At 59.1% G+C, this 15375-nt stretch carries 16 protein-coding genes and 1 pseudogene; 16 read left to right on the forward strand and 1 reads right to left on the reverse strand.

Going from position 1 to position 15375, the window contains the following annotated elements; all coding sequences use genetic code 11:
- Positions 1-9 precede the first annotated feature (9 nt).
- From OKW37_RS24625 to OKW37_RS24695, 15 genes and pseudogenes are all read left to right on the forward strand, one after another.
- Entirely contained in the window at positions 10-951 is a 942-nt protein-coding gene (locus OKW37_RS24625; protein ID WP_090807654.1) for an ABC transporter substrate-binding protein, read from the forward strand.
- Positions 952-1282: 331 nt separating this feature from the next.
- Positions 1283-3232, forward strand: a complete 1950-nt coding sequence (locus OKW37_RS24630) for a putative bifunctional diguanylate cyclase/phosphodiesterase (protein WP_429509963.1) — start codon at positions 1283-1285, stop codon at positions 3230-3232.
- 29 nt (positions 3233-3261) lie between these two features.
- On the forward strand, positions 3262-3684 hold the full coding sequence (locus OKW37_RS24635) for a hypothetical protein (RefSeq protein WP_429404124.1): 423 nt from the start codon (positions 3262-3264) through the stop codon (positions 3682-3684).
- A gap of 115 nt (positions 3685-3799) precedes the next feature.
- Complete coding sequence (locus tag OKW37_RS24640) at positions 3800-4024, forward strand: hypothetical protein (protein ID WP_429404126.1); 225 nt, start codon at positions 3800-3802, stop codon at positions 4022-4024.
- 231 nt (positions 4025-4255) lie between these two features.
- Positions 4256-5962, forward strand: a complete 1707-nt coding sequence (locus tag OKW37_RS24645) for a fibronectin type III domain-containing protein (RefSeq protein WP_429404128.1) — start codon at positions 4256-4258, stop codon at positions 5960-5962.
- Positions 5963-6439: 477 nt separating this feature from the next.
- Complete coding sequence (locus OKW37_RS24650) at positions 6440-6697, forward strand: hypothetical protein (RefSeq protein WP_429404130.1); 258 nt, start codon at positions 6440-6442, stop codon at positions 6695-6697.
- Positions 6698-6815: 118 nt separating this feature from the next.
- Positions 6816-6978 (forward strand): annotated as a pseudogene (locus OKW37_RS24655) (transposase); the annotation flags it as partial.
- 310 nt (positions 6979-7288) lie between these two features.
- Positions 7289-7924, forward strand: coding sequence for an NAD(P)H-dependent oxidoreductase (locus OKW37_RS24660; protein ID WP_429404132.1), 636 nt, complete (start codon positions 7289-7291; stop codon positions 7922-7924).
- 10 nt (positions 7925-7934) lie between these two features.
- The gene (locus OKW37_RS24665) at positions 7935-8435 is read left to right on the forward strand and encodes a DUF2867 domain-containing protein (RefSeq protein WP_409259420.1); all 501 of its coding nucleotides are present in this window, start codon (positions 7935-7937) and stop codon (positions 8433-8435) included.
- A gap of 18 nt (positions 8436-8453) precedes the next feature.
- Positions 8454-9671, forward strand: a complete 1218-nt coding sequence (locus OKW37_RS24670; RefSeq protein ID WP_429404134.1) for an AfsA-related hotdog domain-containing protein — start codon at positions 8454-8456, stop codon at positions 9669-9671.
- The gene (locus OKW37_RS24675) at positions 9658-10818 is read left to right on the forward strand and encodes a hypothetical protein (protein WP_429404136.1); all 1161 of its coding nucleotides are present in this window, start codon (positions 9658-9660) and stop codon (positions 10816-10818) included. Before OKW37_RS24670 ends, OKW37_RS24675 begins: the two co-directional genes overlap by 14 nt.
- A gap of 7 nt (positions 10819-10825) precedes the next feature.
- Positions 10826-11596, forward strand: a complete 771-nt coding sequence (locus tag OKW37_RS24680; RefSeq protein WP_184061552.1) for an SDR family NAD(P)-dependent oxidoreductase — start codon at positions 10826-10828, stop codon at positions 11594-11596.
- A gap of 9 nt (positions 11597-11605) precedes the next feature.
- The gene (locus tag OKW37_RS24685) at positions 11606-12364 is read left to right on the forward strand and encodes an SDR family NAD(P)-dependent oxidoreductase (RefSeq protein ID WP_184061553.1); all 759 of its coding nucleotides are present in this window, start codon (positions 11606-11608) and stop codon (positions 12362-12364) included.
- Complete coding sequence (locus OKW37_RS24690) at positions 12364-12819, forward strand: hypothetical protein (RefSeq protein WP_184061554.1); 456 nt, start codon at positions 12364-12366, stop codon at positions 12817-12819. Before OKW37_RS24685 ends, OKW37_RS24690 begins: the two co-directional genes overlap by 1 nt.
- Positions 12820-13123: 304 nt before the next feature.
- Positions 13124-13564: a hypothetical protein gene (locus OKW37_RS24695; RefSeq protein WP_429404139.1), complete on the forward strand. Its 441-nt coding sequence runs from the start codon at positions 13124-13126 to the stop codon at positions 13562-13564.
- Positions 13565-13630: 66 nt separating this feature from the next.
- On the opposite strand, the gene OKW37_RS24700 is transcribed toward OKW37_RS24695, so the two are convergent.
- On the reverse strand, positions 13631-14782 hold the full coding sequence (locus OKW37_RS24700; RefSeq protein WP_429404141.1) for a peptidyl-alpha-hydroxyglycine alpha-amidating lyase family protein: 1152 nt from the start codon (positions 14780-14782) through the stop codon (positions 13631-13633).
- 272 nt (positions 14783-15054) lie between these two features.
- On the opposite strand from OKW37_RS24700, the gene OKW37_RS24705 reads away from it, so the two are divergent.
- Positions 15055-15348: a DUF1330 domain-containing protein gene (locus OKW37_RS24705; protein ID WP_018423759.1), complete on the forward strand. Its 294-nt coding sequence runs from the start codon at positions 15055-15057 to the stop codon at positions 15346-15348.
- Positions 15349-15375 lie beyond the last annotated feature (27 nt).

Here is a 15375-nt window from a genome sequence, read left to right on the forward strand (position 1 = left end):
GGAGGCCCCATGTTGAAGAGAAGACTGATCGGTATCGTGGTCGGTGTCGGTGCGCTCGTCGGCGGAAGTAGTCTCGCGTATGCGGACGAGCCGTATATTCCGCTTATTTCGAAAGGCTTCCAGCATCAGTTCTGGCAAGCCGTCAAATCGGGCGCCGAGCAGTCCGCGAAAGCGAACAACGTCAGGATCACGTTCGAGGGACCGGAAACGGAAGCGATGGTCGATAAGCAGATCGATATGCTGTCGGCCGCGCTCGCGAAGAAGCCGCAGGCGCTCGGCATCGCGGCGCTCGACAGTAAGGCGGCCATCCCCTTGCTCAAGCGCGCCCAGAACGAAAAGATTCCGGTGATTGCATTCGACTCCGGCGTCGACAGCGATATTCCGTTGACGACCTGCTCGACGGACAACGTCGCCGCCGCCGCGCTCGCCGCCGACAAGATGGCCGCGCTGATCGGCAATTCCGGCGAAGTCGGCGTGATCGTGCACGACCAGACGAGCCGCACTGGTGTCGATCGCCGCGACGGTTTCGTCAATCAGATCAAGTCGAAGCATCCGAACATCAAGATCGTGTCCGTGCAATACGGCGCCGGCGATCACCTGAAGTCCGCGGAAATCGCCAAGACCATGATCCAGGCGAATCCGAACCTGAAGGGTATCTTCGGTGCAAACGAAGGTTCCGCGGAAGGCGCGGCGATCGGCGTCAAGGAATCGGGCAAGAAACTCGTGCTGATCGGCTTCGACTCCGGCAAGGAGCAGAAGGAGAACATCATGTCGGGCTTGATGGCCGGCGCGATTACGCAGAATCCGGTCGGTATCGGCAAATGCACGGTCGACTCGGCGGTCAAGGCGCTGCACGGCGAGAAGCTGCCGAAGAAGATCGACACCGGTTTTTACTGGTACGACAAGACCAACATGAACGATCCGAAGATCGCAGCCGTGCTGTACGACTAAGCGAGGCCGGCGATCGCGACTCGGCAAGCCGAGGCTGCGACAATCATCAAAGAGGGAGAGCCACGATCTTCCTCTTTTTTTATTGCCGTTCCGCAACTTCGGAATCGCGCTATATCGAGCGGTCCGTTGTGCCGCAACAACATGTAATCCGAACGCTCGTACTCCATCGAGCAAGTCGGGATTCGCGCTCATGCAGGGCTTTTGATCCACGGCTGCCGGTCATTTCACACCATTGCATGCATTAATCTGATACTTTATGTTGATGTAATCGCTGCACGAGCCGTCCATTCGCATGCCGATTCGGACCCACCCACCGTCGAATGCGCAGGTCATGGCTTTTACCGAACCAAGGTCTCCATTTTCCAGGTGGGTCGTGTCCTCGGCCCAGAACCTGAGTCCGGACAACCGGCAGATTCTGCTTGCCAACCTGTTCACGCGAACCGCATCGATCGTTTTCGCGTCGATTTGCGAAATCAGCGTATGCGCAACCGCGTATTATCTTTATCCGATTCCTCTATATGCCGCGTGGGGTACTGCGGTCGTCGCATTGCTGATCGCGCGGCTCACGCTGATCTGGTTATGCCGCACGCGGGCAGCCCTTGGGCTGCCCACGCCGACTTCCGCGTTTATTTTCGCGAGTCTGTTGTGGAGCGCGTTATTCGGGTTTGGCACATTCCTGTGCAATATCAGCGGAAGTCCCACGCTTTTTCTGCTTGGAAACGTTTGTGCGGTCGGTGTGATCGGCGGATTGTCCGGACGCAATGCGGGCACGCCGCGGCTTGCGTTATTGCAGATCGTTTTTATTCTCGGCTTTCTGAGTGTCGGCGCGGCGATGTCGCCGGGCAATGGCAAGCTCGTGCTGCTATTTCAGGCTCCGTTTTGCGCGGCCGGCTTCTTCACGGTCGCGCTGCGCAGTAATCGCGACACCGTTGCGTTGCTGCTCGCGCGGGAAAACAGTCATCGCCTCGCGCGCCAGGATAGCCTGACCGGTTTGCCGAATCGCGCGCGGATCAACGAGCTGCTGATCGAACGCACCGGCGAGAGTTCGACGCGGCAGGGCGAGGCGTTCGCGGTGCTGCTGATCGACCTCGACGGCTTCAAGGCGATCAACGACAGTCTCGGTCATGCCGCCGGCGACCAGATTCTGCAGGAAGCGGCCTCCCGTTTGCGCGATCTGCTGCCGAGCGGCGACCACGTTGGCCGCCTGGCGGGCGACGAGTTCGTCGCGATTTCGGACGACGCCGGGCAGCTTCGCGACGTGCGCGTGCTGGCCGATCGCATCGTCAGAACGCTGGCGCGGCCGTTCGTGTTGAGCGAAGCGCTCGTGCATATCGGCGCGAGCGTCGGCATCGCGCTCTATCCCGAACATGCGAAAACGGGTCCGCAATTGCTGATCTGCGCGGACCGCGCGTTGTACGGCGTCAAGCGCAGCGGCAAAAGCGCGTTTGCGATTTTCGATGCCGAGAAGCACGTATCCGACGAAAGCCTGAGCCTGCTGCGCAGCGACCTCGAAGGCGCGCTGAAGTCGTTCAATGGTTTGCGCATGGAGTATCAGCCGATCATCGATCTGCATACCGGCGCGGTAGCGGGCCGCGAGGCGCTGATTCGCTGGGCCCATCCGACGCGCGGCGAGTTGTCGCCGTCCGCGTTCATTCCGACCGCCGAGCGCACCGGCCTGGTCCTCGCGTTGGGTGAATGGGTGCTGCTGCAATCGTGCATGGCGGCGTCGGCGTGGCGCGACAAGGTGATCGTCGCGGTCAATGTATCGCCGGTGCAATTGCGCGAGGAATCGTTCGCATCGACGGTGACGGCGATACTTCGGAAAACGAGGCTGCCGCCGACGCGGCTCAATCTCGAGGTCACGGAAACGGCACTGCTGAACGACGACGAAGTGACTCGCCGCAATATCACCAGATTGCGCGCATTGGGTATCGGGCTGGCGCTCGACGACTTCGGCACCGGCTTTTCGACGATGTCCACGCTCGTGCGCTTCTCGTTCGACAAGCTGAAGATCGACAGTTCGTTCGTCCGCGAGTCCGTGCATCGGCGCGAATCGGCGGCCGTGGTGCGCGGCATCGTCGCGCTGGCGCGCGAGATCGGCATGCCGACCACGGCCGAGGGCATCGAAACCCAGGAGCAGCTCAATTTCGTGCGCGTATGCGGTTGCACGCATGCGCAGGGTTATCTGCTCGGCAAGCCGATGTGCAACGAAGAAATCGAGCAGTGCGAAGCGGTGCTCGACGCGCGTGTCGCCGACAAGGCCGCGCCTGCGGACTTTTGATATCCGTTACCGATGCGATCGAGGTCGTGATGTCGTCTCCCTTGCAATTTCAACTGCGAATCACCGCGTCGATGGAACTTGCCAACTCGCTGCGAGCGGACCCTTCGTGCGCCGCGCATCCAGCGCTACGTGCCATTTTGCAAACGCATCTCGCAACGCTCAAATGCCAGTTCGATGCATTCGCGGACTACGTGAGCGAAGCGCAGAGAATGGGCATCGAGAACTACCCGCTTTATCAATGGACACGGCAAACCATCGAGAACCCGGAGAAGAAAGCGAAGTACCTGCAGTCGTTCACGCTCCATGTGAATGGCGACGAAGTGTATGACAAGGACGTCGCCGATGCCCTCGAGGCCGGCTTGTCGAAGCTGATCGACGCGAACGGTATTGTTCGCGTGTCACGGTACGACACGAATCCCGGAAACAATCCGCAGCCGCCCGCGCGCGTGTGAGGTAGCCGCTTAAATTTCAGTCCGAAAGCTTCATGGTCAAGCGGTTTAACATTTGAGGACATGCCGCGAAGTTCGTGAGACGATGCAATTTCATTTATTTTTGTGGGAGTGCGACATGGGACTTCTGGACGAAGTGGGCAAGATTGCCGGTGCGGTTGCCGCCGTTGAAGCCGCGGAGAAAGTCGATCCCGAAGCGGGTCTGCTGACCAAAGGCGTGGCCGCTATCGCCGGTTTCGAAGGCGCTGGAAAGCTGGAATCGCTGGTGGAAAAGAAAGAAGAAGAGAAGCAGGACGACGCCGACAACGCTCAAGCCACGGACGATACAAGCTCCCAGACCTGAACGGACGTCAAGCGGATTGCCGGTTGCATGCGCGCGATCGAATCACGCGCTGCACCGGCAATCTGTTTTTATAGACCTTTCGATATCGAACCCTCCTTCCGCTATTCGCCCGATCTTTCATCGGGCTGTCATCGCCGTCCGGCTACGATCGTCCGTCACTTTCCGTCCGCGCTCGCCCCGCGGGGCGTTGTTTTGCGCTGGCATTCTTCCACCTGAACAACCATACCGGACATGTCGAACAGAAAAATCGTCAAGACAACGCCTGCCGATGAGCACGGCGCATCGATCGTCTCGCGTCGCGGCTTTCTGAAGTTCGCCGGCGCATCGAGTCTCGCGACGGCGGCGGGCGCGCTCGCATCGACCGCGCGCGGCGCCAATAGCGGCACACCCGATGGCACGCCCGAACAGATCCATCTGACCTGGGGCCGCGACCCGACGAGCGAAATTACCGTGTCGTGGTCGTCGCTCGCGCCCGCGGTCAATCCGCAGGTGCGCATAAGCGGCGTCAATAACGGGGACCACGCGAAACATACGGTGCACGCGGTGCAAAGCACGTACACCGACGGCATCAACGGCGAGGTCGTATTCAACTATCACGCGCGCGTGCGCGAGTTGAAGGCCGACACGAGCTATCAGTACGAAGTGACGGCCGATAACGACGGCAATGCAGCGCAACCCTTCACCGCGAGTTTTCGTACCGCGCCGCGCGGCCGCGCGCCGTTTCGCTGGACGAGCTACGGCGATCTCGCGACGCCGCATACGAACTGGGTGCTGTCGTCGCCGCAAAGCCGCTTCGCGGTGGCGGCCGTCGAGCGCTTTCAGCCGCTCTTCCATCTGCTGAACGGTGACCTCTGCTATGCGAATCTGAATCCGACGCAGCAGCCCGAGGTGTGGCGCGACTTCGGCAACAACGCGCAGACGTCGGCGTCGAACCGGCCGTGGATGCCGTGTCCCGGCAATCACGAGCTCGAATTCAACAACGGCGAGCAGGGCCTTGCGTCGTATCTGTCGCGCTACGTGCTGCCCGATAATCACACGCGTTTTCCGGGCCGCTGGTACAGCTTCCGCGTCGGCTCGGTGCTGTTCATTTCGCTCGATGCGGACGACGTCGTCTATCAGGATGCCGCCGCTTTCGTCGCCGGGCCCGCGCCGCTGACGCCGGTCGCGAGTACCGGCAATCCGCCGATTCCGGCGGGCACGTCGCTGTACGTGCGCGGCTATAGCAATGGCGAGCAGACACGCTGGCTCGAAAAAGTGCTGCAGCATGCATCGCACGATAACGACGTGGACTGGATCATCGTGCAGATGCATCAGGACGCGCTCAGTTCGTCGAAGACCGGCAACGGTTCCGACAAGGGCATTCGCGAAGCGTGGCTGCCGCTGTTCGATCGCTATGGTGTGGACCTCGTGCTGTGCGGTCACGATCACGACTACGAGCGCAGCTATCCGGTGCGCGGTTGCAATCACAACAAGGGCACCGACATCGCGACGGGGCACCCGGTCGATACGTTGCAGCCCACGCCGATCATGTCGGCGGTATCGGCGGGTGCATCGACGTTCGATACGAGCCACGGCACGATCCACCTGATTCTCGGCGGCGGCGGCACGAGCGCGCCGCTCGACGTGTACGGCGTCGATACCGGCACGGGCCTGCCGCAGGCGCGCATCTTCACGAAGCCGAATCGCCCGATCCCGTCGACGACCGCGGGCACGTTCGTGCGCGCGAGCGCCGACGCGGTCGAAGACGCAATCTGGTCCGCCCAACGCGACACCGGCACCGGCTACGGCATCGCGGTGTTCGATTACGATCCGGGGCAGCGCGGCGGCGACACCACGATCACGATGAACTACTACCATGCGCCGGGCGCGGATCAGACGCCGACACCGGAATACGATCTGTTCGAGACGATCGAATTGAAGAAGAAGCGGCGCGGGTAGAAGGATAGATTCGATTCACTGATCGGCATTCAATTTTCAGGGGCCGCTCATCACGAGCGGCCCTTGTTTTTGTGCGCCCAGCATGGGCGCATTCCTGCGGGTGCAAAGTCCCGCCATAAGCTGGTCACGGCGAATGAAGTGAAGCGCAACTGCACGAGGGCGACCGAGTGTGGAAAGGAAGCGTGGAGCGTAAATTGCGAGCCGATGAACAAGAACTGCATAGAAGGCGCTGCTGAGCAGGGCGAGCGGGCAAGACGCCGCGAAGCTCTTGTGACCAAGGCGAAGCGGCCTAAATGCGGCGGTTGTGCGATGAAGGAGTGCGTTCTTACCTGGGGAGATCTCGCCTCATGCCTGACAGGGCGACGGTCCTGAGCCAGAGCGAGAAGTCCGCAGAGGCCATATTAACTGGAAGGCTAAAGCTGCCAGCGAAGGGCCGAACGAGTAGGAGGGCCGAAGGCCGTGGTGCTCGGAGGTGCAATGCAGCAGAAGTCCGCGAAGGCGGAGCGCGACGAAAGGAGGCGTGGTGAAGCCACGTCGGAATCGTCGCGTGATGAAGCACGGGCGGCGCACGACCAAGCCGGAAGCCTGGGGCGCGACGACCTGCTTGCGCAGGCGTTCGCGAGAGCGAATCTGGTGATGGCGTGGAAACGCGTCAAAGCCAATCGCGGCAGTGCAGGGGTGGATGGGAGGTCGATCGATAGCCAGGTAACGCTGGCAAAGAAGACGAACCGTTAGCCATTGACATGAGTGCCGTCGAGTGGATCGCGATTAAGGGGCTGCCACGCGAAGCTTCGCGCCGACGCCGTCGTCAGTGTGATTGGCGAGCAGTGGTCATTGCATTGCGCAACCTGAGTCGGCGCATGAGAGAGGCTACGACGCGGCGAAGAAGGTGGAGGGGCTCAAGCGGCACATTGCAGTCGATACCAATGGTTGGTTGCTGATGGTCAACCTGACGCCAGCCGATATTGCTGGCAACAGGGGAGCACACTGTAGTGGATGCATTGAAGCAGCGCTGGGCCCGGAGCCGACTACCTATCTATTCTGATAGGTTTTTGAGATGTTCATCGATGATCAAATAGGCCCCCTATCGTTTTTGAGCGGCATGCAAGACCGGCACTCGCCGAAACTGCATTCGGTAAAAAAGAAAAAATCGGTTTGTTTCTCGCTGTCACCATGCTAAATAATCAGTAATCACATTCGAATGCAACGGGCTACCAAGGCCACCTCGGGAGTATCCGAGCGCTTGAAAAACCCTTTTTATTGCGGCGTGGCCGATTGGCTGCATGCTCGGTTCAGTGAATCAAAACATAGCCTATCCATTTCTGTATGAAGATGAATAAAAAAACACTTGTTATTTTGGGTCATCCGGACTTGGCGGCTTCTCGGGTCAGTGCAGAATTCGTGCGGCAACTAGAAGATTATCCCGTCACACTGCATGAAATCTGCAAATTTCATGAACATTTCCGGTTCAACGTCGAGCGCGAACAGGCGTTGCTAACCGCCCATCACCGCATCGTTTTTCTTTTCCCCCTGTACTGGTATTCAGTGCCAGCACTGCTAAAAAAATGGCTGGACGACGTTTTCCTGCCGGGATTCGCCTATGCTCGAGAGGGTGACAAGCTTGCTGGTAAAGAGTTCTTGGTCCTCACGACTGTCGGCGCACCGCCCGAAGGCTACCGTGCCGGGGGCTTTAATCGCTTTACGCTGGACGAACTGTTACGCCCGTTCCAGCAGACAGCCAACTATGTAAAGGCGAAGTATCTGCCGGCCATAGCAATCTACGAGTCTGTTTTTCTTGACCAGCCAACACTGGAAGCTGAAGTTCGCGCGGCGTGCCGCCAGATTGTCGACGACTACGTCGACCCTTCCCAGCTATACGAGCAATTGCTGGAAAAAGCTGAGGCGCAGCAGATTGCACTACTGGACACTGCGACGCAACTGAAAGACCAATCGTCGATCTAGGCAGCTCCGCGTGTACGTCCGTGATATTTGCTCGAATGCTCCCTTGCTGGCTGCCCGTAACGAGTTGGACTTCTTCCATCAGGACCGATGTTTGGTTTCTTCACGCGTTACCGCATTTGAGTCCTACTGTGGCATGACGAATAGCAGCTCCCAGTTGCTTCGAACTGCCTTCTGGTTGCGCGATCGTTTTTGCGCGCTAGCGGGAGTTCGTCCAATTAATGGATTTGCGCAGGAAAGACCGAAAGCAAGTCCAGTAGCCGGTGATGTAGTCGACTTCTTTAAAGTCGACTACATCACCAACGATGAACTCTTTCTGGTTGCTAACGACCGCCATTTGTGCGTCCTGGTCGCGCTCATGCTTTCGCCTGCATTGGGTTTGAAGCGGGAGTTGACCATAACCGCAAGCGTGAAAACCCACAATCTTTTCGGCAAAGTTTATATGGTGCCTGTTGCATATGCTCATGGCCTTATCGTGCGGCGCATGCTGCGCCAACTGACAAGCCGTGCTTGAACTGTTGAGATCAGTAGAATGGAACTTCTTGCTATTACTCCCAATTTATTGCACAAGGACAGTCAGGATGATGTGCTTGTTCGCTGTGTGAAAGACACGCCGTCCGTGCGACTTACAGCTCGACAGTGGGATGAGCTAGTCGCTAATGCCTCGCAAGAAGAGCACGAGCTACTAGACAACGTCTACATTCCCGAAGGCACAGGCCGAATTCTTAAGGATGTCCCGGCACAAATATCAGCAGCAGACGCTATGCGCCTGAACGGTTTCGAGATTGATCTGTCTTCGTTTTATTCGTTGGATGGCGACCGGTGGCGTTTGACCGCCACAATTCTCCCCTTGGGCGTAATCCGTCTATTGCAGCGATTGGGGAGCGCCATTCATTCGCCCATCGTGGATGATGCGAAGCTTGCGAAATTGCGAGTGTTGCTGTCCACGCACCTTGCACCGGGGCTAGCACCGACATTCAGCTATCTCGCTCATAACGATACCGGTAACTATTTTTTTTACCGGAAAATGCACGAGCACGTGCCCGGCCTTATGCTAATCGAGATCGCCAGACAGGCGATGTATCACTACGTCTATTCGACTACGGGTTTCCACCGCGGAGAGGTGTCGATTTCAATGTCCAATCTCGACATCTCTTTTGATCGCTACGTTGAATCGGCTTACGAATTGGAGATCTTGGTCAGTCAAAGCGACCGGCTCATGCGCAATCAACCTCGCGTCATCGACAAAACGGCCTCGTTCTTTCAGAACGGAAGACCGGTCGCTCGGATCCGCCTGCAGGGGACGATCATGAAACTTCCGCTATTCAAGCGCCTGCGTACATTGTCATTTCCAGAAACCCATTGGTTCACTCTTTCTCATCGCGTCTCGCCAACCGGGTTGCTAACCGATCGAACGGGTGGCGTGTATCCAGTGAAAATTGAGCAGCTGTCGATGGTTGGTGTGCGCCTGACTCATCCACCTCGCAACGGCGCCTATGCTGGACTTGGCATTCATGTGCAAGGGGACGGATTCATCGTACTGCCGCTGTCGAAACGTAATGACGACGCACAGGGGAGCGCAGTCGAGTTTAGCTTCGCAGCGCTGGACGCGCGGCAGCGCTACGCGTTGCAGGAACTGATCAAATGTAACGGCTTCTTTAACGGAAGCAGTACACAACTCGACAGCCCAGAATACGCATTCCCGCAGACTTTGCAGCAACAGAGGAAACAACTTCGTGAAAACGGATAACCGGTATCGGCGCTGCAATGAGTCTATTTCATTAGGACGCCGACTACGTCTGAAAAATCGCCTGTATTTTGCACCAATGGGCATTGATGCCGCCGAACACAGTGGCCGTGCGTCAAGTGAGTTGATCAATTTTTACGAGGGAATTATCGCCGGCGGGGCTGGCATGGTGGTACTGGGAAACGCCTCCATCGATTCGAACACGCGACTTCAGCTACGTGGCCTGTGTCTGCATGACGATGCTCATATGGCAGCGTTGCGTCCGCTATTCGTGAAAGGTCGTCGGCAACAATGCGAAGTTGTCGTTCAACTACAGCATTACGGTGCTCAAGGCAACACGGCGCTATCAGGTGGTGTGCTGCTCTCGCCCAGTGGCGTACCGTGCGCGCGGGCACAGGGAAAGGATCCCGGATATCGTACAGTGGAGATGACGTTGTCGAACATTGCTACCGTGCGGCGACAGTTCGTGACCGCGGCCGGACGCGCCCAACTCGCAGGCGCACGCATGGTCCAGTTGCAAGCCTCCAATGGATATCTACTCAGCAGCTTCATTTCGCCATACACGAACAGGCGCACCGACGCCTATGGCGGCGACCCGGGGCGACGCATGCGCCTGTTGTGCGAAGTGATCGCCGATATTCGTCACGCCTACCCTGCAATGGAGGTCTCTGTCCGGCTTGGCATCGACGACGGCCTGCCGGAAGGCGGGCAGCGTCCTGAACTGATTGCGCCGCAACTCGCGATGCTTGATCAACTTGATGTGGCCGCAATCGAGCTCTCGATGACTGTTGGCGAGACCTTTCACCAACTGCTCCAGCCTTCAGATTCGGTACGCGCACGTCTCGCCAATGGCATACGCGTGATTCGCGCGGCCACCCGACTGCCGCTGGGGTTTGCCGGTTTCGTTGCGGACCTGGCTGACGCCGAGAAGGCAAGAGCCGAACTGGGCGTTGACCTGGTAGGAATGTCGCGAGCCCTGTTTGCAGACAACGAGCTGATTTTGAAAACGTTACAAGGACGCGACCACGAAATCCATAGATGCCGCTTCGACGGAAATTGCTTCAAGGACAAATCGAATGCTGCCTTGGATCGCGTCTACTGTTGCGTAAATCCTCGATATCGCAGGCCATCTCACATTCGATATATCTAAATTAAATATGAGCTTTCAGGGAAAGTTTGGCCTCGTGACCGGGGGAACGCATGGCATTGGCTTTACACTCGCTCAGGATCTCGTCCGGGCAGGTGCGCGGCTCACGCTGACCGGGCGAGATACTGAGCGTGGTATGGCCGCGGAACGGGCGCTGAAGGGCCGTGCTCGTTTTGTTCAATGTGACGTTAGCAAGGAAGACGAAGTCGATGCGCTCTTCAAGCGCATTGAAGTCGAGGAAGGCACACTCCATTTCGCAGTCAATAATGCGGGCGTTACCGCTCCGCGCGCGCCAGTGCTGGAGCTGGATCTGCGAGCCTGGAAAACGGTGTTGGACGTCAATCTGACTGGAACCGCACATAGCCTCAAGCGCGAGTTGCAATTGATGGGTCGTCAACCGGGCAGTTCAATTGTCAACGTGACTTCCTGCGCGGGTGTGCTCGCGGTTGCTGATCAAGCGGCTTACTCGGTGAGCAAGGCGGCGCTTAATTGCCTGACTCAAGTCGCCGCTATTGAAAATGCTACGGATCGCGATGGCCGCCATGCGGTGCGGGTCAACGCAGTCGCTCCAGGTCCGACGGTTGGGGGCATGAACACGGCCGAGCGGCTTGCGGCGAATCCTGACGCTACTCAACGGAAGTTGGCGGTAACGGCGATGAAACGCATGGCCGACCCGAAGGAGATAGCGGAGGCGATACTTTTTCTGCTCAGCCCGCGATCGTCGTACATAACCGGGACCGTGCTTTATGTCGACGGTGGTTACAGTAGCGGCAAGTTCTGACGGAGAGATATGAAAACGGTCCTCATCACAGGAGTTAGCCGCGGTATCGGCGCTGCGCTATCCCGGGCCTATCTAGCGCGTGGCTACCAGGTATGTGGTATCGCTCGTGTGGCTCCGCTTGCCCAGCCCGGTTTGCATTTTGTCACCGCGGATCTCACTGACTTCGACCATGTGAAAGACGCTGTCGCAGATTTGCATCGACAGGTGGGCGGACAGCAACTGGATACCCTGTTTCTGAATGCCGGCACGTTTGGCGAACCGCCGGCCCGGGCGGAGCGGGTTGATACGCACCAATTCCTTGATGTGATTCGAATCAACGTCGCTGCGGTCAAGGCCACCCTGGATGCCTGCTTGAACCTCGGCTGGCGTCCGAGACGTGCAGTCGCTTCCGCCTCTGTCTCGGGCAAAAGGCCGCGTGCCGGGATGGTCAGCTATGCCACTTCCAAGGCGGCATTAAATGCGCTGATAAAAATTTATCAATTGGAGAATCCCGACATCGAGTTCTTGCCATTGGGGCTGTGCAATGTGGGTACCGATGCATATTCCACGATGACATCTGGCGTCGGGGCCGACCTTTCTGAATTGCACGCACTCAAGCAACGCGCTTCGACACCCGGCTATGTCGTCACTGCTGACGAGCGAGCGCGCGCCATTATCGATGTGTTGGAGGTGGCACCCAGTCTAAATCTGACATGGGGCGAATTTTATGAGATTCGCGAATTGCTGCCGCGGTTATCCGAAATCTACAATCAACAGAGAGAAAGCTGATGAACATCTGTTCTTCTTCCGCCCGTATCGTGCGCATTGGTGCCATTTATGATCTCATTGCCACGGCTGTTCTGGTCTTCCCGCCAGTCGTTCCGGTCGTATTGGATAAGCTGCACGCGTTGGACGCCGCTCTTGGCTTTCATACGCAATTTGCGCCGCTTGATCCGACGTCAGTCTTTTTCTTCAACCTGGCTGGCTGCTTTGTTGTGGTTTGGGCTTTGGCCAAGCTGAAGACCCCGACGCCCGAAATTGGCAGGATGGACGCAGGGCTGCGATTTGCCCTTGTGTTATGTCAGATTTGGGCCGTATTCGAAGGTGGCACACCGCTGCTCCTGGTTATTTCGGCCGTGCTCCTCGTCATAGGCGTTCTTGAGTGGCTGGCGTCGTCCGGCTCAAAAGGCGGAGCCCGTATTGGATCCCCCGACGGTTCTGTCGTTGGCCCACAAGGCAAATGATGGGCCTGACTTTGTGGTTTCTGTCAGTCAGAGGTGGACGCGAACCGAAGACAGCCGGATGAGTGGTTTGAGGGGGGCGGAGCCAGCGATAATGCTGGCACGCCCAACTCATCCGCATGGGCTTCACGGGTACGGATCGGTTCGAGAATGTCTGACGGCGGTCGGCCATTCTTTCACGCTCACCGCAAGCGCAACGGCCCATTCATTTTGTTACACGTCTTACCGCCACGGACTGTCGTGGTTACAAAGGCCTTTCGAAAGCCCCGCTATACTCGGCGCCGTCTCACTAAAACAAAGACCCGATATGTCGAAGAAAATCATCCAGATGGTTGCCGTGGCTGCATTGAGCGCCGCGGCGTCGTTGCCGGCACTCGCCGGTGATATGAACAACATGCTCGGTGGCGCGCTCGGTGGCGTCGCTGGCGCGGCAGTCGGCGGCGCGGTGGGCGGCAGCACCGGCGCGGTGATCGGCGGCGCGGTGGGCGGCGGGGCGGGCGGCGCGGTCACGTCGAATCGTCACGAACGTACCGGCGCGATCATTGGCGGCGCGCTCGGTGGCGGGGCGGGCACCGCGGCCGGCAACGCGATGGGCGGCCGCACCGGCGGCCTGGTCGGCGCCGCGCTCGGCGGCGGCGCGGGTTCGGCGCTCGGCGGCAACATCTCGCGCTCGAACTCGTATGCCAACGACTACTCCCGCGGCCACCCATCGGGCAAGCACCATCACAAGCATCGTCGTTACGACTGAGACGGCTCGACATCGACAGGGCCGGTCCGCGTCCGCATCACAGACGAACGCGGCGGCCCTCGTCCATCACGCATGCAGAACCAGTTTCTGAATACGCCAGTTCAGCAACTCGGCAACGAATAATACGTTTTCCGAAGGACACGCCATCTCGTGAATCCAGCCGAACTGCTTCGGCTGTTTGCCCGCTTTGCCAAGCACACCGAGCACTTTGCCGTCGAGCGTCATCTTGTAGATGCGGCCCGGAAACGCGTCGGCGCTATAGAGCACCTGATTCGGTCCCGGCGAGATGCAGATCGCCCAAGGCGAGCCCGGCGCGAACGTGCCCGCGGCGAGCTCCGCTTCGCTCGGCATGTTGCCGATCGCGGGGCGCGCGTCCGGCGGCACCGGTACGTCGATCGTGAACTGGCGCAGGAACGTGCCCTCGGTATCGAACACCTGGATGCGCCGGTTGCTGCGATCGGCCACATAAACGTGGTCGTGCGCATCGACCGCGATGCTATGCGGCGTATGGAACTGCCCCGGTCCCGTGCCGCGATCGCCCCATGACTTCAGCCAGTTGCCGTCGCGATCGACCTTCGCGACGCGCGAGTTGATGTATCCGTCGCTGATATAGGTGTTGCCCGCCTTGTCCCACGCGACGTCGGTCACCTGGCGAAAGCGTCCGGGTTCGGACGGCAGCGGCGGATTCGGATGCTTGAGCGGCGCGGTCTCCTCGTCCGATGCTTCCTGCTTGCGGCCGAACACCATCGCGACGCGTCCTTCCGGCGTGAACTTGATCACCATGTCCGAGCCCTTGTCGGTGACCCAGATGTTGTCGTGCCGGTCCACCTTCACCGTGTGCGCGAACGACCACGCATACAGGTTGTGGCCGATCTCGCGCACGAAGCGTCCATCGGGCGCGAACTCGAGCAGTTGCGCGGCGGCCGCGCCATATGCGGGGCCGCTGGTGTTGCCGCGCGACAGCACGAAGATATGGCCATGCGAATTGAGCGCGACGCCCGAGCATTCACCGAAGTACCTGTCGTTCGGCAAACGTACGGGGTTGGCAATCGAGTCATAAGCAATCGTGGGCACGGCCGGTGTGTCCGCGGCGAACGCCGGCGGCATGGCGAGTCCGGCGGCGCTACCCGCAAGCAGGCTCATGAAAGTCCGACGGCTCATCGCCCGGTGGTCGGGACCGCCGCAGCATGCACAAAACGACTCGTATCGCTCGCTCATTCGTTGTCTCCTTTGGTCCATCGCTTGAAGTGTGCAAAGGCAAGCCTAGTGCACAAAACGTTTAATGGCTAAATCGTTTTGGCGATGCTGAAAGAGACACTTCCCGTAATGCGCGATCACGTGCTGGTGGTGGCAGATGCTGTCCAGGTCGCGGCGCGCGGCGGCGCGGTACCGCTCGGCGTCGCGAGCCAGCCCGCTTTGCTACTATGTAAGACCGCGACTGCTTAGGTCCGCTTTAGTCCCGCGTTGGTCCATCACACAAGGAGATTCGAATGAGCAAAGGTTATTGGGTATCGTCGTACCGCAAGACGAACGATCCGCAGAAACTGGCCGCATACGCGCAACTGGCCCCTGCCGCGGTGGCGGCGGCGGGCGGCAAGTTCCTCGTGCGAGGCGTGGCGGACGAGGCGCGCGAGCAGGGCCTCAAGGAGCGCACGGTCGTGATCGAGTTCCCGACGTACGAGGCGGCCGTCGCCGCTTACGAAAGCGAGGAGTACAAGAAGGCGCTGGCCGCCTTGGGCGATGGCGTCGAACGCGATCTGCGCATCGTGCGCGGCACCGACTGACGCACGACCCGCAAGCGAACACTGCGC

This window comes from Paraburkholderia sp. MM5482-R2 (assembly GCF_050436125.1).
GTDB lineage: Bacteria > Pseudomonadota > Gammaproteobacteria > Burkholderiales > Burkholderiaceae > Paraburkholderia > Paraburkholderia tuberum.